Source organism: Lysinibacillus boronitolerans JCM 21713 = 10a = NBRC 103108, from assembly GCF_000772935.1.
Taxonomy (GTDB): Bacteria; Bacillota; Bacilli; order Bacillales_A; family Planococcaceae; genus Lysinibacillus; species Lysinibacillus boronitolerans.
Window position 1 is genome coordinate 24,154 of sequence record NZ_JPVR01000056.1, and the last position, 23,373, is coordinate 47,526.

The window sequence follows — 23,373 nt, forward strand, 5'->3', positions numbered from 1 at the left end:
TGTGTTTTCATATAATAAATCTGTTAAATATAGATGTTTATACATACAAAGTGAGGTATTTCATCATGAAAATAGTAGAAAGACTACAACAATTCCTCTTGCACTCTTGTGAATTAACACAATTTCAAGTATGGAAAAATATCCATGAGGATCGTTTTTCGCTTGTGCTTTCTCAAGGAATAGAAAATCATCTGCCACCTTCCTATGACAGGAAAGTTGTAGGTTTTTATGATTATTTCTTTCAATTTCATGAGAGGGGACGTTTGGTCATTCGAATTAAGAGAGTACTATCAGTAACGGAGCAACAAATTATCGAAACATTACTGCATGCATATTACTTAGAACTAATGCTGGAAAAAGAACAATTTATACGTGAGAAAATGATGGAGAGCATACGGGAAATTTCCATTTTAAACGATATCCATACGCTATTGACCACGATTTTAGAGAATGCCTTATCGGTTATACCTGCTGCAGATTTTGGGGTACTGTGGATGTATGAGGAAAGTGAAGCAGCGCTTGTACCAAAAGCGTGGGTAGGGGGACCAGGTGAGGACATTAAAAATATGCGCATGAAGGTTGGAGAAGGGATTATTGGCAAGACCTTTAAAGAAAATCAGTCCATGATTTTGACTTCGTATACAGACGTGCTAAAAGCTTCTTCTTCTGTAACAGAAGAGAATCTACGACATTTATTAAATTCCTATACGTTTGAGCATTTACAATCGGTTATTGCTGTTCCGATTGCAGTTGAGGAGCAAACATTGTGTGTGGTCATAATTTATCAAAATGGGGAACAAGCATTGCTAACAACAGAAGATAAACAGCTTTTGGAAAGTTTTTCTGATCAGGTATCCATTGCATTGACGAATTCAAAACTGTTTCAGCACCTGAAGCTTCAAAATGAATTATTGCTGCAACGGGATCAAATTCACCATACTTTTATGAAGCTTTCTTTGCAAAATGCTGGTATGCAAGTCATTGTCAATGAAATAAGACATATGCTGAATTTGCGTCTCGTTATTAGAGATTTAATGGATGACTCCATTTATGCAAGTCCACGTCATTGGATAGACAATGATGATGTAGCCATATTACGATCTTCTGTTCGTTTAACAGACTCTCCAGTATTTTATACAATTGAAATCGAGAATGAATGGGTGGATTGCTATATTCAACCGATTGTTGGTGTAGGTCAAATACTTGGCTTTCTACTTATCGAGGTAAGTGAACAAGAGCTAGAATCCATTCATAAATTAATTATCGAGCAGGCAAGCTCCGTTATTGCACTTGAAATGATACGGAAACAAACAATTGTGGATGCATTTTATAAAAAAACACATGATCTATTTCATGATTTTTTAATGTGCAAGGATCCTGGACAGCTCATTAAAAAGGGTGAAGAGCTTGGACTTGAGTCAAATACCTATTATGCTGTCGTTTTACTTCAGCTATCATCGAGCATGGATAGACAAGTGATGGATAGACAAGTTCATCTAATAATTGGGGAAATTAAAAAACATTTTCAAGAACATGCACCGATAGTATTTGGCTTTGGTCATAAAATAACAATTCTTTGTCAATTTAAACGAATGGGTAATGAAGTGCTGCAACTTGTAAAGCAATTGCAAGCGAACTGGGAAAAATTAAAAAGCAATACGTTGAAAATTGGAATTGGTTCGTTGTATCTGGGCTTGGACCATATAGCGAAAAGTTATAATGAAGCGGATAAAGCACTTTCATTTTTAATCACTCGTCAGCGCTGGGGCATCATGCATTATCAGGAGATTGGGGTGAATCGCCTCTTTATTCATCAAACACAGGAGGAACTTCTGAGCTTTGTGAATGAAGTGTTTCAACCCTTACGCAATGAAAAAACAAAACATCAACTACTGGAAGAAACTTTACTGGTGTATATCGAGCAAAATGGCTCTGTAGGGGAGACAGCTAAACAGCTACACATTCATGTCAATACGTTGTATCAACGATTGAGAAAAATTGAAGAAAAGCTAACAATATCTTTTCAAAATGCTGAAGATGTCCTAAAGCTTCAGCTTGCCTGTTACTTAAGGAGAATGGTGCCTTAACAAGTTGCAGATGAAGTAATATAAATTTTAGTGTTTAAGCAAAAGAAAATGATTTCCGTTCCGACCAAGTGCTTTCCTGTGAAGCTCAGCACATCCTCACAGAAAGATTTGCTCTGCAAGAAAGCGATGGAAAATGGCAAGCTTTAGCCTGGAACGGAAACCTATTTACATAAGTTCTATTTAAAAAGTTTTTTTGTTACTTAAAAAGTTGTGTTTACAGAGCGTACCGCTTCTACTGTTCATCCTGAAAATAGATTTTATAGAATTTGCGATTCGTTGCCTCATCATAGCCTACTTCAATTAATTCATCTATTTGGTCGATATGTTGAATATTTACTTGAATTTCAATATTGGAATCGAGTTTGATTTTACGTTTGTATTTCTTTTCAGCCTTCTCTAGCGCACTATCAGAAATAATAGTCTCATAGGGTTTAACCGAGTTAATGATGACATCTTTTTGGGTAGTGTCCGCTTGCTCAAAAACAGTTTCGATATAATGATTTACCTGAAACTCCTCTTCATTTCTAAAGTAATCCAGTGTTTTGTTCAAAAGCCCAAGTTTTTCTGTGCTTGTATAATTTTCTTCCTTTAAAATGAATTTTTTGCATTCTGTTAGTGCTAAATTGGTTTTATAATAATGCTCATCCGCTGCTTGTATTTTTAAAAATCGTTCTTGCCAATAAACGATATCTTCTTTACGCTTTGTTTTAATATACACGGCAGGAGATTGATCTGGTCCCATATCAACAATAATAGCCATATTATTAATCTTCTTCACGTTAATGCCATCCACACCGTGCACGATCATTTGATTGTGTTCATTTTTCACATCTAAAAACATTTCCTTTTCATCAATTTTGACAATAGCGAGGATTTTTTTAGCCTCATTCAATAGTAAACAATTTTCAAATAGGCCAATAAAGAGTTCTCCGCTTTTGATGTTTGGATGCTGTGACACACTATGTAAGTGCTTGGCTATATTTTGTGATTGTTCTAGGAAGTTATTTTCCTGCTCGAAAATCGCTCTTGAATACGTAAAAACTTCATTGAGTGCAATATTGCTTTCATGGAAAAATTCATATTGCTGTTCCATGTCAATTTTATTAAAAGCAAGCTGTGTAAAGGCTGCTTCTAACATGACCTCAGGTTGTGTAAAAACTTCTTCTCCTAAAATAAGCGTCTCGCTCAAAAAATGCAGACTATAGTGTGCTAATTTACTTTCACTGACTTCTAGCATAAATTTCACCTTCTAATTTTTCATAGTAGCTAGTATACCATAACTTAAAGATTGCTTTTATAAGCACCAGTACTCATTGGAGGCAGATTTTTATGACCACCAAATGTTAGTGTTTTGTTATGAAAGAATGTTGAGGGTTGGAAGTTTAAAATACTGTTGCTTAGATAAAGATAAAAACATGTAGGGATACTCTGTACAAGTGTACTAAAGAGGGTGATCAATATGTGGGAAAAGGTTATTTCCTACATGCCACATTGGCAAGTTTTTTTACAAGGCTTTTTAGCATTTTTTATTCCATATTTAATTTATAAATTATTTCATGTTTTTTTATTTGTTAATAAGAGCAATGGCAAAATTGAGATGATAGAAAATAGTGAACAAGGTGAGATGATACACATACCTGTTCAAAAAACGTTAGAGCAATTTACAGGCGATTATAATAAAGATCTTTTACAAATGAGGAAAGAACTTGGCCATAATTGGGATATTCATATTAGAGAATTTCAAATAGGGAATACGGATACTCGTGCAGCGATCGTTTTTCTTAAAGGATTATGCGATAAAGAATTGATTGACAAACATATTTTGAAATCATTAATGAATGGACATACAGAAAAGTCATCAGTTTTAAGAGGGCATGAACTACAGCAATCGATTATTAATGAAATGCTACCAGTGAGTGATCTGTTAGAGGAAAAGAAAGTTATGAAAGCTGTTGGGAAAGTACTAACGGGTTCCACTGTATTAATTGTGGATGGCATACAGCATGTATTGATTATTGGTACGTCACATGGCAAAACTCGTAATCTTGAGGAGCCTGTTTCTGAGGCATTAGTACGTGGGCCTAGAGTGGGCTTCACGGAAAAATTAAGTGTAAATACCTCTTTATTAAGACAGCATGGTGAGAATCGAAATTTATCGATTATTGAGATGGAAGTGGGCGAGCGTACAAAAAAAGAGTTGGTTTTAGCCTATATAGATGAGATTGTGGAGCCTAATCTTGTCAAAGAGGTGAAAACACGAATTGAAACAATCCATTTGGATGATGTAGCTGAATCGGGGTATATTGAGCAATTGATTGAGGATAATTATCTTAGTCCCTTTTCGCAAGTGCAGAGTACCGAGCGTCCTGATCGTGTTGTTGCAGCTTTACAGGAGGGACGAGTGGCAATTCTTTTAGATGGAACTCCCTTTGCATTAATTGTGCCAGTCACGTTTAATATGTTACTGCAATCACCAGAGGATTACTATGAACGTTGGTTATCGAGCTCTCTTATTCGCTTGCTTCGCTATTTTGCTGCAGGCATCTCTTTATTTGGCCCGTCGCTGTACATTGCTTTTGTATCATTCCATCAAGGGTTAATTCCCACGAAACTAGCGCTGTCCATGATGGCCACAAGGCAGGGTGTACCGTTTCCAGCATTGATTGAAGCCCTCATTATGGAGGTCGCTATTGAGATATTACGAGAAGCAGGACTTCGCCTACCGAAGCCGATTGGTCCGACAATGGGGATTGTTGGAGGGCTTGTTATTGGAGAAGCGGCAGTACAGGCAGGAATTGTTAGTCCAATTATGGTCATTGTTGTTGCGCTAACAGCGATTTCTTCTTTTGCTATCCCTCAATATAGTGCTGGTATCACGCTTCGAATGCTGCGTTTTGTCGCGATGTTTTCCGCAGCTTTATTTGGACTATATGGCATCATTCTGTTTTTCTTATTCCTTTGCAGTCATTTAGTGAAGCTAAAGAGCTTTGGTGTATCATATGTGAGCCCAACTGTTCCGTATCGAGCAGGTGATTGGAAAGATTTTATGGTTCGCATGCCGTTAAAGATGATGAAGCATCGCCCAAGATTGTTAAAGCCAAAAGATTCTGTCCGCAAAGGGGAATAAGGGAAAGGGAGCAATGCAGCCATGAACAGCACTTTAAAAGATAAAATAACACCTTCACAAGCAGTTGTTATTATCATTAACTATATTCTCGCAACTGGGATTCTTACCTTACCTCGCGCATCTGTAGAAAAAGTAAAAACGCCAGATGTTTGGATTAGTGTATTTTTAGGTGGAGTCGTTGCAATGATTGCAGGTGTAATCATTGTGAAGCTAAGCCAACAATACCCTGACAAAACATTTTATCAATATAATCAAGATATCATAGGGAAGTGGTTAGGCTGGTTTATAAGTGCGTGTGTAATTGCCTACTTTTTTACCATTTCTGCCTTTGAAGTTCGCATCATGGCTGAAGTAACTTCTCTCTTCTTATTAGAAGGAACCCCCACTTGGGCAATTATTTTGCCTTTTTTATGGGTTGGACTTTACTTAATAAGCGGTGGCATCAACACAATCGCTCGCTTATTTGAAATCATTTTTCCTATTACCTTTGTTATTTTTTTACTTGTGGCCTTTTTAAGTTTAGGGATTTTTGAAATCGATAATTTGAGACCAGTACTCGGTCTGGGCGTTGTTCCGATGTTAAAGGGAATAAAAACAGCGACACTAGCCTTTTTAGGGCCTGAAATTATGTTGCTACTTGTGGCATTTATGTATCCATCAGATAAATCAAAAGCCGTAAAGGTTGTACTGGCGGGTATAGCCATACCCTTGCTCTTTTATGTCATTACGGTTGTGATGGTCATTGGTGCTCTATCCATTGAGGGTGTTTTGACAAGGACTTGGCCAACGATTGAACTGATGCGAAGTTTCGAAATTCCTGGATTAATTTTTGAACGCTTTGAGTCATTTCTTCTTGTAATTTGGATTATGCAAATATTTGCTACCTTTACGATTACTTATTATGCTGCTTCTTTAGGATTAGCACAACTTTTTAAGAAAAATATGCATCCTTTCTTATATGGATTGTTGCCAATTATCTACATTATTGCGATGACACCTAAAAATATTAACGATCTTTTTACATTTGGCGATAAGATTGGACATGCTGCATTAATTTTATTTGGTGTAGTACCGATAACCTTACTCCTTATTTCGAAATTGAAAGGAAAGAAAGCATGAAGCGAATACATTGTTGTGTACGTTTACTTCTAGTTGCGATGGTAACCTTACTTCTTACTGGCTGTTGGAGTAGTAAAGAGATTGAAGATTTAGGCCTTATTGTAGGTACATCATTGGATTTAGAAACGGGTGATGTTTCCTCTGAAGAGCAACAAGATGCTAGGTATGCAAACAGGCAGTTGCTAACTATTACCAATCAATTTGTTACGTCAGAGACAACGGTTTCTGGAACAAAAGAGGGAGCATTGCCAGAAAAAGCGTATAAAAATGTTTCTGAGACAGGTGATGCGGTGTTACCAACTTTACGAAATATGCTATTAAAGGTTGATAAACGTTCCTTTGCTGAACATTCCAAAGTAATTATTATTGGTGAGGAATTAGCTAGTAATATCAATCTCCAACAAACGTTGGATTTTTTTCTAAGAGAATTAGAAATACGGCCGAGTGGACTACTCTTTATTGCTCAGGATCAGGCAAGTCAGGCACTTGAAACAAATGAACCAACGAAAATTCCTGCCTTTCAATTAGTAGAAATGATGGAGGGACATGAAAGGACGACAAAAATTTTGCCTCCGATGACCGTAGCCAAACTAGAGGGGAAGCTGTATTCAGACTCTAGCTTTTTATTGCAAAATGTGAGTACGGAAAATGGAGAAGTAAAATTTGCAGGCGCTGCTATCATTGAAGGAAAAACCAAAAAGCTACGAGGATTTTTAAATGAGAGTGACCTAGAAGGAATTGCATGGATGTCTGGCGATGCGAAAGGTGGCCTTGTCAAAGGCTACGATGAGAAGTCAGGTACACCCATTGTGTATGAAATTATTTCAGCTAAAAGTAAAATTATTCCTCATGTAAAAGGGGAACAAATCTCCTTTACGATAAAAATTCAATCAGAGGGAAGAATTGCTGAACATTGGGTTCTCTCCGATAAAGCATTTGACAATCAATTTTTGAAAAAAGCAGAGAAAGTATTTGAAAAAGAGATAGAGCGATTGGTGAGGAAAGCATTAGATAAAACGCAGCATGAATTTCAAACAGATGTCTCAGGGTTTGGCAATAAACTAAGAATCGACTACCCGAAAGTATGGCAAAAAAGAAAAAAAGAATGGGATCAAACGTTTAGTGAGGTTCCCATTACATGTGAAGTGAATGTTTCCATTAAGGATTATGGCACGTCAGGTGATTAACATCGTTAATCATCTTTTTTTCTGTCCATTTAAGTATATACTGGAATTAAAGGTAGGAGAGTAGATATTCGAAAAGATGGGGGATAAAGGCATGCAATTTACCATTCAATCAATCGCTACAGTTCATAACAATCGACAAATGATACAAGATGATCGCTGGGGAGAGATTATTTCAACTATTGAACTTGCTGATCATATCCATGAGGCATCCTTAAAAGGAATAGAAGATTTTTCTCATCTAGAAATTATTTTCTATTTTGATAAGGTTACAGACGATCAAATCCAATATAAGGCTAGACATCCTAGAAATAATCAAGATTATCCTGAGGTAGGCATTTTCGCACAAAGGGGTAAGAATAGACCCAATAAATTAGGAAGTACAACCGTTGCGTTGTTAGAGGTCAAACCTAGAGCATTAATCGTTCAAGGGCTAGATGCCATAGATGGCACACCTATACTAGATATAAAGCCTGTGATGAAAGAATTTTTACCTAAGAAGGATGTTAAACAGCCCGCATGGTCAGTAGATTTAATGAAGGCTTACTGGGGGTAATAACATTGTTCATACGAAGACAATTGTGGATTTCTTGCGAAGGGGAGTAGCGTGCTCCCCTAATTTTTTAAAGAATGATTCCCTCTTGGTAAAGAATGCTAATGGCATGAGAGCGATTTTTGGCACGCAATTTTTTAATAGCAGATTTTACATATTGTGTAATGGTTAATTCACTTAAATTCATAGCATCTGCTATTTCCTTTGTACTATCTCCCTGCGCTACCTGTCTCATTACCTCTAGCTCACGCTTGCTAAGAAAACCCTCTTTTTTGCTATTTCTAGCTTGCATGATAAGCTGCCCAATCATGTTTCCAAAGGTTGTCATGTCATCTAACAGCTTTTCATTTATATCGATTTCCTCTTCTAATTGGGTACTACAAATATAACCAAAAACATATTGCCCAATGTAAATCGGGACAATTAAAAACGAATTATTTTGCGAGGGAATAGAATATTTAATACTGATATTTTTTAAATAGTCCATACCTGTACAAAATTTAGCCTTCTTATCTTCAATAGCAGCATAAATAATAGGGAAGCTACGAATCTCCTCACGAATTTCACCAATATGACTACCACCCGATTCATTCAAAAAAATGATTCCTTCAGCGACAAAGCCTATTGGAGAATACCTTAATAAATAGGCATCCTTGATAGGAAAAGAATCTAAATATACCTGCAAAATGTGTATCAACAACTCTTCATGGGTGGCATAACTTTGTACCGTGTCGAAACGTTTTTGAATGGTATAAAGATTGGACATGACCTATCCCCTTTTTTAAGTATATACTACGCTTAAAATAAGGAATTTTCAATATTTTCTGTAAGTTGTAGTATTTAAGTTAAGTAAATCCATATTTTCCTATTTTGATGTGAGGAGGAGCAGCAGATGAGTAGTCAAACAATTAAAGAGGTGGATGCAGTTGTTCTAGGTGCTGGGTTCGCAGGTCTGTATATGCTACATCAGTTGAGGAGTAAAGGCTTTTCGACCATTGTATACGAGGCTGGGGATGGTGTAGGAGGTGTTTGGTATTGGAATCGTTATCCTGGTGCAAGATGTGACATTGAAAGTATCTATTATAACTACACCTTTTCAAAAGAATTATATGAAGAATGGACTTGGACATCTAGATTTCCAGAGCAAGCGGAAATATTGCGCTATTTAAATTATGTAGCCGATCGTTTTCAATTGCGAACAGATATTCAATTTAACACAAGAGTCACTGCAGCTCATTTTGATGAAGAACGACATAAATGGATGATTTATCTAAACGATGGACAGTACATTTTAACAAAGTATTTTATTACAGGAATAGGCTGTCTATCTGCTGCAAATGTTCCTAACATCCAAGGATTGCAACAGTTTAACGGAAAATGGTATCACACGGGGCATTGGCCACATGAAAAGGTTGATTTTACTGGGAAGCGTGTAGGAATTATTGGGACAGGCTCAAGCGGGATTCAGGCAATACCTGTTATTGCAAAAGAAGCAGAGCAGTTAACGGTGTTTCAACGTACTCCCCAATATACGATTCCCGCTCGTAACCATGCATACGATGAGGACTTTATCAAAGAAACCAAGCAAAATTTCGAAGCGATAAAGCATTCCATGAGAAATTCTGTTTCAGGTACACCTTTTGCACAAAATCAGCAATCTGCAATGGAAGATCGTGATGATAGGAGGCAGGAGGTTTTTGAGAAAGCTTGGGCACAAGGTGGCTTTGCCTTCTCAGCTACTTATCATGACTTGTTAACGAATGAACAGTCCAATGAAAAAGCGGCAGAATTTATTCGCTCCAAAATACGACAGATTGTGAAAGACCCTGTGGTAGCAGAGAAATTATGTCCGAAGTATATGTATGGCACGAAAAGACAAGTGTTAGATAGCGATTATTTTGAAACCTATAACAGGGAGAATGTTTTACTGGTTGATGTCAAAGAATCACCCATTCAAAAAATTACAGGAGAAGGTATTCAAACGGCAGATAACCATTTTGATTTAGACATCATCATTTTTGCGACAGGCTATGATGGCATGACAGGGCCATTATTTAAGATTGATATCCAAGGAAGGAATGGCGTGACATTAAAGGAGAAATGGAAGGGTGGGGCAGCTGTTCAAACCTATCTTGGACTCACAACAGCAGGTTTTCCAAATTTATTTATGATTACGGGACCAGAAAGCCCTTCTGTCCTCGTGAACATGCCAATTGCAATTGAGCAGCATGTCGAATGGGTTGCCGAGTGCATGCAATACTTGCGTGAGCATGACATTGACCTTGTGGAACCAACTTTAGAAGCAGAGGAAGCTTGGAGCAAACATTGTCAAGAGGTTGCTAATGCAACACTCTACGTCAAAGGTGATTCCTGGTATACAGGAGCCAATATTGAGGGCAAACCTCGAAGCTTTTTAATCTATCTAGGAGGATTTGATTATTACACAAAACATTGTAAAGAAGTGGCTCAAAACAATTATGAAGGCTTTAAGTTAATGAAATTAAAATCAATATCATAGATTGTGAGAGGGGAGCATATATCAATATGGAGCAACAAGTAGTCATTATTACAGGTGCAGGAAGCGGTATAGGAAGAGAGACTGCAAAATTGCTAGCAACTAAGGGAAAGGCATTAGTTTTAGTGGATTTTGATGAAACAAGTGGACTAGACACACTACATGCTGTAAAGGAACATCAACTACAAGCAATTTTTGTCCAAGCTGATGTTTCACAAAGCCTAGATGTCAAAAAATATGTGGACACTGCAAAAGAAACATTTGGCAGGATTGATGCTTTTATCAATAATGCAGGCGTTTTAAGCCCACCAGCACTACTAGGAGATCTAGATGAGGAGACGTTTGATAGAGTAATCTCGGTCAATCTTAAAGGGGCGTTTCTCGGCTTAAAGTATGTGTTAAAAGAAATGGAGCAACAGCAATCAGGTGTTATTGTGAATACATCTTCAGCAGCTGGTATACAGGGACAACCCTATCTAGGTGGCTATGCGGCAAGTAAGCATGGTGTAATTGGGTTAACTAAAACGGCAGCCATGGAATATGGACCTAAAGGTATTCGAGTGAATGCAATTTGTCCTGGTGGTGTTACGACAAACATGACGAAGGGATTGGTATCGAGTCCAGAAGGAAATGGACCATTACGAAGATTAGCAGACCCTACTGAAATCGCAAATGTAATCGCTTTCTTAATTTCGCAAGAAGCTTCTTATGTGAATGGCGCTATCGTTCCAATCGATGGCGGTCTAACATCGTAAAAAATATTTTAAATAAGAGAGGAAGAATTTTAATGGAACATCGTATTGATTCAGAGCTAAAAGAAACGTTAGCAATTTTTCCACCATTAGATTTGGATAATGTACAAGCTACAAGAGAAGGAATGGCAGCTGTTGCTGTACCAGCTCCAATAGAAGAGCATATCACAATAGAAAATAAAGTAATTCAAGGACCTGACAACCATTCTCTTCGTATTCGAATCTATAAGTCAAAAGAGCAAAAGGAAATTTATCCAGGCCTGCTATGGATTCATGGTGGGGGCTATGTCTTAGGAGCTCCCGAGGGAGATGATGTGCTTTGTCAGCGCTTTGTCAATGACGCGAATTGTGTGGTGGTATCTGTAGACTATCGACTTGCACCTGAACATCCTTATCCAGCTCCGCTTGAAGATTGCTATGCAGCGTTAAAATGGGTCGCGGATCATGCGGATGAATTACGAATTGATCCTACCCGCTTAGGAATTGCTGGAGCTAGTGCTGGAGGTGGACTCACAGCTGCACTTGCATTACTTACACGTGATCGAAATTATCCGAAGCTTAGTTTCCAAATGCCGCTCTATCCAATGATTGATGATCGCAATAATACACCGTCTTCATTAGAAATTAAGGGTCATATGATCTGGAACCACTCACTCAATCAGAAGGGCTGGGAAATGTATTTGAATGGAGCAAATGGTAGCGACAATGTGCCACCATATGCCGCAGCAGCTAGAGCGGATGATTTATCAGGTTTACCATTTACTTATACATGTGTTGGTCAACTTGATCCGTTTCGTGATGAGACTTTACAATATGTAACCAAGCTATGTCAGGCTGGAGTAGATGTCGAATTCCACTTATACCCAGGCTGCTATCATGGCTTTGAGAGTATTGTTCCGACAGCCGCAGTCAGTCAAAGAGCTGTCACAGAGTATGTAGAAGCCGCTAAATATGTGTTGCATCGAAAGATTTCAGTGCCTTTATAAAAAAACTTACGAAAATCCAGAAACCATAATTTACTCAGGTTTCGGGATTTTTTTGTTAAGCAAAAAGGATTTTATAGCAAGTTTGTAATAGCGTCTTTTAGGTTAAACTTTTATCGAGTGAAAGGAGGAGAATATAAAATGCTACAATTTGATTCAAAAATTGTTGGTAAAGAGATAGGTTTTGGCTATTTACGAGATAAAATTGCTAATCGAGGTTTCACGATCGGCGGAAATTGGGAGTATTATAAAGGTAGCTTTGACTCGGTATTGTGGAAAGAGGCAGGAGAAACGATTTATTTGCGTGTCCCCTTTATCGTCACATCAGGGGAGCTTGATAATGAAGATGCTCAAATTCGTTTTCAAAAGCCATTTGTCATTAAGCATGTTGAGAATATTGGTCTAGATTATGATGAGGGTTCCTTACTAGATGCAACTGGTGCTAGCCAATTCCAAACCCCGCTTGATAAAGATGGCTACATTCATGACAAAAGTAGATGGATTCAAGCGGGTGAACAAGCTGTGGAAGAGAAAGTACTACCATTTTTCATTCATTAGTTAGATAAATTTAAATGGTTGCTAGAAGAAATCATATGTCTTTTATCCTTGTTATTTTGGTAACATGTAATCAAAAATACAAATAGAATTGTCGTAAGAATTTTCCAACATTATAATGGTATTAGCATGTACTACTATATGAGGTGAGTTTATGGATAAAACAGCTATAGATGATTTTCAGCATTCCTTTCAGAAATTGCACCAAGAACGACTCATCCATCGTAAAGAAGCCTATCTAGAGGTGCTAGAGAAAACAAGAACATTTGGTGAAATAATCCTGTTTGAAAGTATAAAAAGTAAGAGAGGCGTCTAGGTGACGTCTCTTTCTATTTTTCATAAATGAGAGGACGATTAATCATGAGACGATATATGCCTTTATTACTGCTAACAATGATTCTATGTGTTGCTTGCACGTCAACGAAGGATAAAAACAATAAAAGGTTAGAAGGTGAGGAAAATCACGCTATAGATGCCATGAATGCCTCAATTGAAATAATAGCAGATCAATTGCAGACACCTTGGTCGATTCAAAAAAGTGGAGATGACTTTTATATAGCAGAAAGGCCAGGAAGTATTGTAAAAATTGCGGAAGGGGCCTTTACTAGACAACAGATTACCCTAAAAAAGGAGCTATCATCCGCGCCTGAGGCTGGTTTGTTGGGATTTGTTTTAGCACCTAATTTTCCTACCAGTCAGGTAGCCTATGCATATTATACGTATGTCGAGAAAGAGGAACAATTTAATCGAATTGTTACGTTAACGTTAAGCGATAATAAATGGCTCGAACAGGATCTTATTATTGATCGAATAAAGAGTGGTACATATCATCATGGGGGACGTTTGAAAATAGGTCCTGATGGCAAGCTGTATGCAACGGTAGGAGATGCAACACAACCTTCTTTAGCACAGGATGTGACTGCTTTAGAAGGGAAAATTTTGCGTATCAATTTGGATGGCTCCATACCGAATGATAATCCTTTTCCTCAATCCTATATATACAGCTATGGACATCGAAATCCACAAGGCTTAGCATGGTCTACTGATGGTACGATGTACGCCAGTGAGCATGGCAATGCAGCAAATGATGAAATTAATATAATTGAAAAGGGGAAGAATTATGGCTGGCCTCTTATTGAAGGAACGGAGAAAAAGCACGGGATGATAACACCTCTCTTTACATCGGGTACTTCTACCACATGGGCACCATCAGGCATTGCTATTGTAAATGATCAATTATATGTCGCTGCCCTAAGAGGTACAGCAGTCTTAGCTTTTGATATAAATAAGAACAAACACAATGAATTACTATCAGAATTTGGTAGAATTCGTGATGTCTTTGTGGATGAAAAATTTCTTTATTTTATTAGCAATAATACAGATGGCCGTGGAAATCCGCAACCACAGGATGATAAACTATATCGAATGCCATTGTGATATAATATTTGAGAAAACATGGAATGGTAGGATGAATGGGGAGGACAAACATGGCAAACTATCTTAAGATCGCAGTAGCAATTGATTTCTCAGAACAGTCATTAAAAGCATTGGATAGAGCGAATCAATTAGCAAAGGAACACAATGCTATTTTGCAATTGGTGAATGTCATTGATACAAAATCGTTTGGAGCAGTTTCAGCATATGACTTAAAATATGCCGAGGAATTGAAGAAGGAAAACATTCTTAAAATGGAAAAGCTAGAAAAAGAGGCGTTACAGACAGGAGTCAAAGCTGTTGAATCCATTGTGGAAACAGGGTCACCAAAAGGTATTTTAACACAATTACCTCAGGTTGATTTAATTGTTTGTGGTGCAACTGGATTAAATCGTATGGAGAAAATGATGTTAGGCTCTGTTGCAGAGAAAGTTGTACGACATGCGCATTGTGATGTGTTGATTGTTCGTTAGTTGTTAAAATAGCTGAGAGTAAAAAACCTGCTTGTGCTAGTAGACAAGCAGGTTCTTTTATTATTGGATTGTTTGAGCGTTATCAATAATACTTTGAGGTATATCGATTGTTTTTAGATGATTAAATTCAGTATACGTTACGACTGATTTTGTATTCATTAACAATTCGTCACCTTCTACGGCCATTTTTAAATCAAAATTCATATCCATTTTGTTCGTATCGAAAGTCTCTTTATCGATGTGTAGCACGTAGTTAATTTTTTCAATTGATAGTTGATCCATTGGATTTTCTTCTAGACCCATTTCTTGCATAGACTTATTAATCTCAGAATCGATTAGCTCTTTGAACTTATCGCCTTTTGCATCTAATGTAAGGACATATTCATCATCCGTTTGTTCAAATGTAAAGTCCTTAATGAATTTTTTCAATTGTTCTAGCTGTTCCTTTGCATCCGCAGAAGCCGCCGTTTGATCTAATATAGCATCAAAGTTCTCATCAGGGAGCTTTAACCAGCTATCTGTCGTCGAATCCTTCATAAATAAGCCTGCATCTTTTTTCATATACATTTCAATCGGCATGTCCATTGTTTTGTCACCTTCATTCATCATATCAGGCATTGTCATAGATCCTGATAAATGCATTGCAAGTGGATCAACGATGATATCCATCTCCATTTTGGAGTCGATTGAAAACTCCATTGCTTCTTCACCAGACCCAACCTTTGTCACCTGTGTCATATCCATTTTAGCACTTGCACTTTGAATATCAGCCTGGCGATCTACTGCTTTGTCATACACTTGTTCTAAAGTGAGCTTGCTTTTATTAGTTGTGTCTTTCGTAGGCGTAGCACTTGAATTACAAGCGGCAAGTGTCAACGCTAGTGTTCCGACTGCTAATACTTTAAAAATTTTCTTCATTACTTTCATCTCCTATTCTTGGTAAAAAACACTATCTACTACTATACGCACTAAAAAAGGAAAAGTTTCATAAATTGTTAGAAAAGAACTAATTTTTTATTAAAAAAATAACATTTTCCCTACTTATACAAGTCGCAAACGCGAAAATTATCAAATGAATAGGGATAAAACAAAAAAGCTGTCACGAACTTATCATACAAGGACGATAAGCTCAGACAGCTTTTTCTTTACACTGTGGTTTCAGGGATCAATTATAACCCCAGATCATAGCAAATAATGTACCAATGATTGTCACAACACCTACGAATACTGAGTATAAAATTGTTGTATATAATGTTTTTTTATCTTCAGATTCACCGATGTGCATGAATAATACTAATTGTACAGTTGCCTGTGCAAGAGCAGTTACTAGTAAAATTCCAAATGCCATGTTAAGAGACATATCGAATTTAACAACTGCTAAAGCTACGATTGTTAGTAATAGTGAGAAGCCGAAGCCCATCACATGTTGTTTTGGGAATAATTCCTTCATCAGCTAATCAGTCCTTTCAAGTAGACGAAGCTGAAGATGAAAATCCAAACAACGTCTAGGAAATGCCAGTACAGTGAGAAGATAAACGCTTTATTAGCCGTTTGTGGGTTTAAGCCACGTTTCGCTACTTGGATTAAAATAGCTACGCCCCAGAAGAAACCAAATGTTACGTGGGCTCCGTGCGTTCCAAGTAAAGTCATTAAGGACGATAAGAATGCGCTTGTTTGAATCGTCGCACCTTCGTGTACATATGTGACAAATTCATCAATCTCAATAGCTAAGAAGCCAAGACCTAGTAAAAGAGTAATGATAAAGAATGTCATCATTGCTTTTTTACGACCGATACGCATTGCATGAACACCAAGACCAATTGTGAAACTACTTGTTAATAATAAGAATGTTTCCCATAGAACTGGAGTTAATTCGAAAATTTCGGCACCATCTGGTCCACTACCTGTACGTGTATGAAGTGTAAAATACACTGTAAATAATGTGGCAAATAACACGATCTCGGCGCCAAGGAAAATCCAAAAGCCAAAGATCTTTAGACGGTTTTCCTCTGTACTATATTCTAATGGAAGTGAAGAATCGATTTTCATATTATTTATCACCTCTCAAGCTTTTCTCAGTTGCCATTACTTCCTCAACTGAAATGTAACGACCATGATCTTTTTCGAATGAACGATGAATCATGAAGCCAAATACACCAAGCATACTGATGATGGCTGGAATCCATAGATTGAATACAGCGAAGAATGCTGCAAGGAAGAAGAATCCACTCATCCAGAATGGTGTGCCTGTATTATTTGGCATGTGAATTTTTTCGATTGTACCTGCAGTAATATCGCGACCTTCTTTTTTCGCGAACCAATACTCATCTAAGCGAGTAACAGTAGGCACTACGGCAAAGTTATATTCTGGTACTGGAGAATGAGTAGCCCACTCAAGTGTACGACCATCCCAAACATCCGCCTTTTCATTGCGAGGCATATGCTTCCAGCTGTAATAAATATTGTAGACGATTAACGCAAAGCCGACTGCAAGTCCTAGAGCACCGACGAACGATAACATGTTCAATGGACCATAACCAGTAGACTCAGAATAAGTGTACATACGACGAGCATATCCATCTAAACCTAAAATAAATAGTGGGAAGAACGTTACGTTGAAGCTGATGGCAATGAACCAGAAACCAGCTTTCCCTAATTTTTCATTTAGACGGAAACCGAACATTTTTGGCCACCAGTAGTGGTAACCTGCAAGCACACCAAATACTGTACCTGGAATTAATACATAGTGGAAATGGGCAACTAAGAACATCGTATTATGATATTGGTAGTCAGCACTTGCCATCGCTAGCATTACCCCTGTAACCCCACCAATTGTGAAGATAGGAATAAAGCCAAGTGCATAAAGCATCGGTGTTGTAAATTGAATTTTCCCGTGCCTCATTGTGAGTAGCCAGTTGAATATTTTAACCCCAGTAGGAACTGCGATTGCCATTGTTGTAATAGAGAAAACACTGTTTACCATTACACCATGACCCATTGTATAGAAGTGGTGGGCCCAAACTACGAATGATAGTAGGGAAATGACCACCATACTCATCACCATAGATTTGTATCCGTATAAGTTTTTACGTGCAAATGTTGCAATGATTTCTGAGAAAATACCAAAAGCAGGTAGGATAACGATATAAACCTCAGGATGTCCCCAAACCCAGAATAGGTTGGCCCAAAGCATATCCATACCACCGTCTTGCATCGCAAAGAATTTTGTGCCGAATTGACGGTCAAACATCATAAGAGCAAGCGCTACAGTTAATACTGGGAATGCGAATACGATAATGATGTTTGTTATTAAAATAGACCAAGAAAACATTGGCATTTTCATTAATGTCATACCAGGGGCACGCATTTTAATGATCGTCGTGATAAAGTTAACACCTGTCATTAAAGTACCAATACCTGATAATTGAAGAGCTAAAGAATAATAGTTATTCCCTACAGTCGGACTAAAATCCGTACTTGCAAGAGGGAAGTAGGCTGTCCAACCAGCGTCTGGTGAACCACCAATAATGAATGATAAGTTTAGTAAACCAGCACCTGCTGCAAATAGCCAGAAGCTGACAGCATTTAGACGTGGGAAAGCAACGTCACGTGCACCGATTTGAAGTGGAATAACAATGTTCATTAAGCCGATAACAAATGGCATCGCCATAAATAGAATCATTAATAAACCGTGTGTTGTGAAAATTTCATTATAGTGTTGTGCATCAAGAAGTCCATTATCTGGAACGGCTGTTTGTGCACGCATTAATAGTGCATCGATACCACCGCGGAATAGCATTAATAAAGCTACTGCGATATACATAATCCCGATTTTTTTATGGTCAACAGTTGATAGCCAGTTTTTGTAGAAATAGCCCCATTTTTTGAAATAAGTAAGGCCTGCTACGATAACCACTGCACCAACTACGATACTAATAGCTGCCGCTAAAATCATCGGTTCTTGCATTGGATGGAATAATTCTTCCATACTCATTGGATGCGCTCCTTTCAGAATTAAAAATTAATGTCTCGATTCGTTCAACGATAAAATCTAATTAATGACCAGAATGTTCATTATTCATGTCTTCTTCAGACATATCCCCATGATCCATATCATCCATATTCATGTGTTTACCATGTTCCATTGGAGCTGGTCTAAAGTCTAAGTGAGTAGATGAGAAGCTTTGGCGACCAACGTGCTCTGCTTTTAATAGCTCATCAAATTTTTCTTCAGTTAATGGTGCCTCTTTCGCTTTTACATCAGCAACCCATTTATCGAAGTCTTCTTGTGTCATAGATTGTGCTTCAAATTCCATTTCGGCAAAGCCGCGTCCATTAAAGTTAGAGTTACGTCCCATAAATGAACCAACCTCATCTGCTGCAAGGTGGATTGTTGTTAACATATCACTCATCGCATATTTTTGACCGGCTAATTGAGGAATCCAGAAACTTGTAATTGGACCAAATGAGTAAAGTTTAAACTCGATTGGACGATCCACCGGAATGTTTACATAGTTAACTGTTTCAACACCTTCTTCTGGATAACTAAAGTGCCATTTCCAGTTTGATGATGATGCATAAATCACTAAAGGTTCCTTATCGTCATAACCTGCTGGTTGAGCTTCTACTGTAGAAGTTGTTCTTACAGTCACAACAGCTAAAAATGCTACGATAATAATTGGAATTACTGTCCATGTAATCTCAAGCAGATGGCTTCCTTCTTCATGAGGAGGCTCATAATCTGCAGCTGCTTTTGATGCACGATATTTTGTAAGCATAAAGGCTAAAAGCACATACACGACTAGCAATATAAAGGCCATTGTAATAATGGATAAGATAATTGTGTTTGATAATGTTTCAGCATTAGGCCCTTTTGGATTGAACACTGTTAATGGTTCACATCCAGCAAGAAGAGCAAGCGCACTCAATGCAACGAACATTAAACTTAATTTTTTCTTCATGTTTGACTCCTTTCTATAGAACGGCTATTCATAAAATTCATGTGTTTTTTTGTCAGTGTCACATTTACAAATAGTTGATACTGAGGTCACCTCTTTTATCTTGGCGTATCAATCAACAACATAAGAAATTACAATGGCATGGTTCAATATGAAACATAAAATCTAGTGTTGATTGATCTGATGCAAGCGTTAGCAAAATCAATGATTTGCGCAATCGTTTAAATACGTACTTGGTTCACTCCGATTGTCACAATCTCTCGTTGTTTGCACATTGGATTATACGCCCTGTTTTTAAGAAAAAACATAATTTTGTTATGAAAATGATAGTATAGCTGTGTTGATTTTGAACATTTCTTGAACAAAAATCGTTATTTTAGTATTGGTATTTATAGGTTTTTATTATTAAACACTGTGGAAACGTTGAAAATACTGCATTCTCAATGTTTACCTAAGTAAATAATTTATATTATGAAAAATGGCATTTCACATTTTGGACGCTGTTTTGTAATAAAATCATTGCCATAACAGACGTAACGGGATTTTTTATTTGCCTTTTATCCGAAAAAGGAGTACATGGAATGACGCTTTATGGAAACAATAGGTTGAATTTTCAATGTAAGGAATGAGTGGAGAGGGAATAAATGGAGTGAATTATTAATTATGTTAACATAATAATTGTTTTTCATTAATATCCATATTTTTACTTCGTTTGTTTTATCTGAAAAGTAAAAAGCAAACTAAGATAGTACTTAGTTTGCTAGTATTTTAGAAAAAAATTATGTTATGAAGAATTAAGCGGAGTAATTCAGCATTTTTAAGATTACCTGTCAATTACCAAGCTTTAGCCATTTGGCTACTTGTCCATAAATCGTATTTTGTAGCTGTGGAGCTTTATTATTCATTTTCAAAGAAAAATACAGTGTTTTCATAAAGTTTAAGGTACAAGTTCTACCGCTAAAGAAGTGTTCATTATAACCTTGTGTCAACAAATGCATTTCAAATTTATCAAAAGCCTGCTCAACAAATTCGATCAAGGCTTCCTCTGAGTAATTTTGAAGTAATAACGCATCCACTATATTGATTAAACGCTCCTCTTCATCATTAACAAAGACGGTTTCTTTCCAAGTGACGAGTTTTAATGCATGTAAAATGGATGGTGCATACTGTAAATCGAATTTTGGATGTTTTATTGTTGTTGCAGCTAAATCTGCACCATGTGCAATACTGTGTGCCCATCCTTTTTCCTGAACATATCCTCTCGTATCCTGTTCTAATAACAAATAACGGCCGATTTTTTTAAAGAATTTTTGTAAGTCATCATCACTTAAAACGAGTAATTCAGTGTCCTTTGCAAGCAGACCTGCCACTAGTAAAGCGGAAAACGAACGTGTAAAGACACTATCCGTTGTTTTTTCTCCAATATGTAAATATAAAAAATCCTCACCTGTAGCTGTTTCAAACAAATATTGAAGTTGTTCAGAACTCAATAAATTATCACTTAGTAAATCAACAAAGGTACGATAAATAAGGTGGTCTCGTAACTCTGCATCAGCTGAGCCAATATGGGCTAACATCTCCTGTAACAACCAATCACTATGTTGCAACATAAATGCCTGACGCTCAGACAGTGTCATTGTAGAAAAAGACTGCAATGTTTCTTTAATATCCATGAGTAAAAAAGCCCCTAACATTATTTTTGTACTATATATTATAGCGCCATTTCATTTCGAAGGGATAAATTTGAAACCTTCATTTTAAATAAGCACTGTTAGAATGTCCTTATTAAAACATAATATTATTTCCAGAAACTATAAAAAGTTGTTATGATAGAAACGCATTAAAATGGTAAAACTTAAATGTGAACAATAAAAAAGACATACCTATTTAAGTATGTCTTTGTCTAGCTAAATAATGACTGCGGATTTAATGCCGATTGGCCATTCAGTGAGCGTGTGTTGATTTGTCTTTAGCTCGACAAGAATATTGGCATTTTTGATTGCATCAATGAGCCATTCACTATAGTGACGATTTGGTTCAGGATGCTGTAAAATTTGCTGCATATCTTTTTTATCAACATGTAACAGCTTGTAGTTACATTCAATGTTTACTTTTTGAGGAATAATGGAAAGAGACTCATTTTGATGACCAAGTGCAATAGATCCAGGAATACACCCTTGAATTTTTAAAATGTAGGTGCTGGCTTCTTGTGTGTAGACATCAATTTTGGTGCGTGTTAAAAGTTCAAATTCTATCGGCTTATCTTGAAAAACGCCGTCCGTTGTAGAAATTGAAATGACTTTAATCGATAATGCCTCGAATGCAGATGAGATACAATGATCAAATTCAGTAATTGTATCAAGTAATTGCATGGATTCCACTCCTTGTTAAGAACTTGATTTTCTAGGTGCAGACAACAAAATGGAACGTCTGCGAATTGTGATAAATTTTAGACTATTCTAATTATAATACAATTTATTACAAAATATGAATGCAAAAGCAATAGTTTTTTGTTAAAAACAAGAAAGTTGTGGATTTTTTTAGTAAATAGCAGAAATGAAAAATTAGAACAATGAGGTGAGAAAAATGACAAAAAGAAAGCGTCATGTCATTAAACATGACAATATTGTTGTTTTTCCAGGCGCTGTCCAAACTTTAATACGTGAAGGGCATATGTTTGCTGAAAATTTTCAGTATGAAAAAGCGGTGGCAAGTTTTGAAAAGGCATTTGTGTACGAAGCAGGAGATGAATTTGCTCTTAGTGCCTATGCCTTTGCTTTGTATGAATTAAAGGACTATAGCAAGGTTAAGAATGTTTGTGAGCAATTATTTTCGATGGGTACGTCACTTTATGTAGAAATCATGGAATTGTACATTACCGTATGCATGCAGTTAAAAGAATACCATCAAGTAGAGTCATTAATTACAACCCTACTTGAAGAAAATGTTTTGCCTCAGGATCAGATTGAAAAATTTGAACGCTTAAAAAATTTGAATAGTGAAGTGTCTAAGAATCTAGAAAAAAAAGAAAATGCACAACGTTTAATAGAAGAACAGGAATATGAACTTGAGAAATTTTGTGCACTTACTTCAAATGAGCAGTCTATACGCTTGCATCGACTTATGGACACAAATGTAAGACAATTAAAAGAGCCATTAAAAGAGATTATTGAATGTTCAAGCATCCATCCGTTCGTCCAGAGCCTAGCACTCATATTATTAGTGGAACAAGAAGTAGCTATGAAGGTTAGAGTAGCTAAATTTAAACAAACAAAAATCGTAAATCCTGCTGAGTTAGTATTGCCTAACCAGCTACCGCAGTATGGAGAAATAAAAAATATAGTAGAAGTGAAGCTAGAACAAGACCCATCTACGTTGGAAATGGTACAATATTTAATGGCAAAGCATGCCATTGTAACGTATCCATTTGAATGGCACCCGTTCGAAGCAGATGATGTTGCCTATAGTTATATTGATTTTGTCTTAGCGATGCTAGGAAATGTACAAGAAATGGATTATGAAATCATTGACTTTTTACAAATGTTAGAAAAGCTAACAGAACTACATTAGGTATGAAATAAGTTGAAACTATACACATCTATGTTATACTAAAATGGTTGTCAAAATCGTAGT

22 protein-coding genes are annotated in these 23,373 nt (G+C 36.9%); 13 read left to right on the forward strand and 9 right to left on the reverse strand.

The window, feature by feature from the left end; translation table 11 throughout:
• Nucleotides 1-65 precede the first annotated feature (65 nt).
• The gene (locus CD31_RS02625) at nucleotides 66-2,087 is read left to right on the forward strand and encodes a helix-turn-helix domain-containing protein (protein WP_052125314.1); all 2,022 of its coding nucleotides are present in this window, start codon (nucleotides 66-68) and stop codon (nucleotides 2,085-2,087) included.
• 232 nt (nucleotides 2,088-2,319) lie between these two features.
• Here CD31_RS02625 and CD31_RS02630 read toward each other — a convergent pair whose 3' ends face one another.
• The gene (locus tag CD31_RS02630) at nucleotides 2,320-3,324 is read right to left on the reverse strand and encodes a nucleoid-associated protein (RefSeq protein ID WP_016995113.1); all 1,005 of its coding nucleotides are present in this window, start codon (nucleotides 3,322-3,324) and stop codon (nucleotides 2,320-2,322) included.
• Nucleotides 3,325-3,546: 222 nt separating this feature from the next.
• Here CD31_RS02630 and CD31_RS02635 point away from each other — a divergent pair, with 222 nt between their 5' ends.
• From CD31_RS02635 to CD31_RS02650, 4 genes are all read left to right on the forward strand, one after another.
• A complete protein-coding gene (locus CD31_RS02635; protein ID WP_036075632.1) occupies nucleotides 3,547-5,214 on the forward strand; it encodes a spore germination protein in 1,668 nt (555 codons plus the stop codon).
• A 21-nt stretch (nucleotides 5,215-5,235) separates the two neighbouring features.
• Complete coding sequence (locus CD31_RS02640; protein WP_016991848.1) at nucleotides 5,236-6,333, forward strand: spore germination protein; 1,098 nt, start codon at nucleotides 5,236-5,238, stop codon at nucleotides 6,331-6,333.
• Nucleotides 6,330-7,520 (forward strand): Ger(x)C family spore germination protein, encoded by a 1,191-nt coding sequence (locus CD31_RS02645; RefSeq protein ID WP_036075635.1) that lies wholly within the window; start codon nucleotides 6,330-6,332, stop codon nucleotides 7,518-7,520. Before CD31_RS02640 ends, CD31_RS02645 begins: the two co-directional genes overlap by 4 nt.
• 91 nt (nucleotides 7,521-7,611) lie before the next feature.
• On the forward strand, nucleotides 7,612-8,073 hold the full coding sequence (locus CD31_RS02650) for an SAM-dependent methyltransferase (RefSeq protein WP_036075638.1): 462 nt from the start codon (nucleotides 7,612-7,614) through the stop codon (nucleotides 8,071-8,073).
• Between the two features lie 67 nt (nucleotides 8,074-8,140).
• On the opposite strand, the gene CD31_RS02655 is transcribed toward CD31_RS02650, so the two are convergent.
• Complete coding sequence (locus CD31_RS02655) at nucleotides 8,141-8,836, reverse strand: response regulator transcription factor (RefSeq protein WP_036075641.1); 696 nt, start codon at nucleotides 8,834-8,836, stop codon at nucleotides 8,141-8,143.
• 126 nt (nucleotides 8,837-8,962) lie between these two features.
• Here CD31_RS02655 and CD31_RS02660 point away from each other — a divergent pair, with 126 nt between their 5' ends.
• The 7 genes from CD31_RS02660 (at nucleotide 8,963) to CD31_RS02685 (ending at nucleotide 14,782) form a co-directional block, all read left to right on the forward strand.
• Complete coding sequence (locus CD31_RS02660) at nucleotides 8,963-10,588, forward strand: flavin-containing monooxygenase (protein WP_036075643.1); 1,626 nt, start codon at nucleotides 8,963-8,965, stop codon at nucleotides 10,586-10,588.
• Nucleotides 10,589-10,614: 26 nt separating this feature from the next.
• Complete coding sequence (locus CD31_RS02665) at nucleotides 10,615-11,340, forward strand: SDR family NAD(P)-dependent oxidoreductase (RefSeq protein ID WP_425319330.1); 726 nt, start codon at nucleotides 10,615-10,617, stop codon at nucleotides 11,338-11,340.
• A gap of 32 nt (nucleotides 11,341-11,372) precedes the next feature.
• Nucleotides 11,373-12,323: an alpha/beta hydrolase gene (locus CD31_RS02670; protein WP_016991854.1), complete on the forward strand. Its 951-nt coding sequence runs from the start codon at nucleotides 11,373-11,375 to the stop codon at nucleotides 12,321-12,323.
• 138 nt (nucleotides 12,324-12,461) lie between these two features.
• Entirely contained in the window at nucleotides 12,462-12,878 is a 417-nt protein-coding gene (locus CD31_RS02675; protein WP_016991855.1) for a YugN family protein, read from the forward strand.
• A 151-nt stretch (nucleotides 12,879-13,029) separates the two neighbouring features.
• Entirely contained in the window at nucleotides 13,030-13,191 is a 162-nt protein-coding gene (locus CD31_RS23465) for a hypothetical protein (RefSeq protein ID WP_167334353.1), read from the forward strand.
• 44 nt (nucleotides 13,192-13,235) lie between these two features.
• A complete protein-coding gene (locus CD31_RS02680; protein ID WP_036075647.1) occupies nucleotides 13,236-14,312 on the forward strand; it encodes a PQQ-dependent sugar dehydrogenase in 1,077 nt (358 codons plus the stop codon).
• A 50-nt stretch (nucleotides 14,313-14,362) separates the two neighbouring features.
• The gene (locus tag CD31_RS02685) at nucleotides 14,363-14,782 is read left to right on the forward strand and encodes a universal stress protein (protein WP_036075648.1); all 420 of its coding nucleotides are present in this window, start codon (nucleotides 14,363-14,365) and stop codon (nucleotides 14,780-14,782) included.
• 60 nt (nucleotides 14,783-14,842) lie between these two features.
• On the opposite strand, the gene CD31_RS02690 is transcribed toward CD31_RS02685, so the two are convergent.
• The 7 genes from CD31_RS02690 to CD31_RS02720 all read right to left on the reverse strand — a co-directional run bounded on the left by CD31_RS02690 (nucleotide 14,843) and on the right by CD31_RS02720 (nucleotide 22,112).
• Nucleotides 14,843-15,700, reverse strand: coding sequence for a DUF6612 family protein (locus CD31_RS02690; RefSeq protein ID WP_036075649.1), 858 nt, complete (start codon nucleotides 15,698-15,700; stop codon nucleotides 14,843-14,845).
• Nucleotides 15,701-15,947: 247 nt separating this feature from the next.
• Nucleotides 15,948-16,232, reverse strand: a complete 285-nt coding sequence (gene qoxD / locus CD31_RS02695) for a cytochrome aa3 quinol oxidase subunit IV (protein WP_004226585.1) — start codon at nucleotides 16,230-16,232, stop codon at nucleotides 15,948-15,950.
• Complete coding sequence (qoxC, locus tag CD31_RS02700) at nucleotides 16,232-16,831, reverse strand: cytochrome aa3 quinol oxidase subunit III (RefSeq protein ID WP_016991860.1); 600 nt, start codon at nucleotides 16,829-16,831, stop codon at nucleotides 16,232-16,234. The genes qoxD and qoxC overlap by 1 nt, the downstream gene beginning before the upstream one ends.
• A gap of 1 nt (nucleotide 16,832) precedes the next feature.
• Nucleotides 16,833-18,776, reverse strand: coding sequence for a cytochrome aa3 quinol oxidase subunit I (gene qoxB, locus CD31_RS02705; protein ID WP_016991861.1), 1,944 nt, complete (start codon nucleotides 18,774-18,776; stop codon nucleotides 16,833-16,835).
• 61 nt (nucleotides 18,777-18,837) lie between these two features.
• Complete coding sequence (gene qoxA / locus CD31_RS02710) at nucleotides 18,838-19,743, reverse strand: cytochrome aa3 quinol oxidase subunit II (RefSeq protein WP_016991862.1); 906 nt, start codon at nucleotides 19,741-19,743, stop codon at nucleotides 18,838-18,840.
• 827 nt (nucleotides 19,744-20,570) lie between these two features.
• On the reverse strand, nucleotides 20,571-21,413 hold the full coding sequence (locus tag CD31_RS02715; protein ID WP_036075653.1) for a DUF2785 domain-containing protein: 843 nt from the start codon (nucleotides 21,411-21,413) through the stop codon (nucleotides 20,571-20,573).
• A 234-nt stretch (nucleotides 21,414-21,647) separates the two neighbouring features.
• Nucleotides 21,648-22,112: a hypothetical protein gene (locus tag CD31_RS02720; protein ID WP_016991863.1), complete on the reverse strand. Its 465-nt coding sequence runs from the start codon at nucleotides 22,110-22,112 to the stop codon at nucleotides 21,648-21,650.
• Nucleotides 22,113-22,326: 214 nt separating this feature from the next.
• Between CD31_RS02720 and CD31_RS02725 the strand changes: the two genes are divergently transcribed.
• The gene (locus CD31_RS02725) at nucleotides 22,327-23,310 is read left to right on the forward strand and encodes a hypothetical protein (RefSeq protein ID WP_036075654.1); all 984 of its coding nucleotides are present in this window, start codon (nucleotides 22,327-22,329) and stop codon (nucleotides 23,308-23,310) included.
• Nucleotides 23,311-23,373 lie beyond the last annotated feature (63 nt).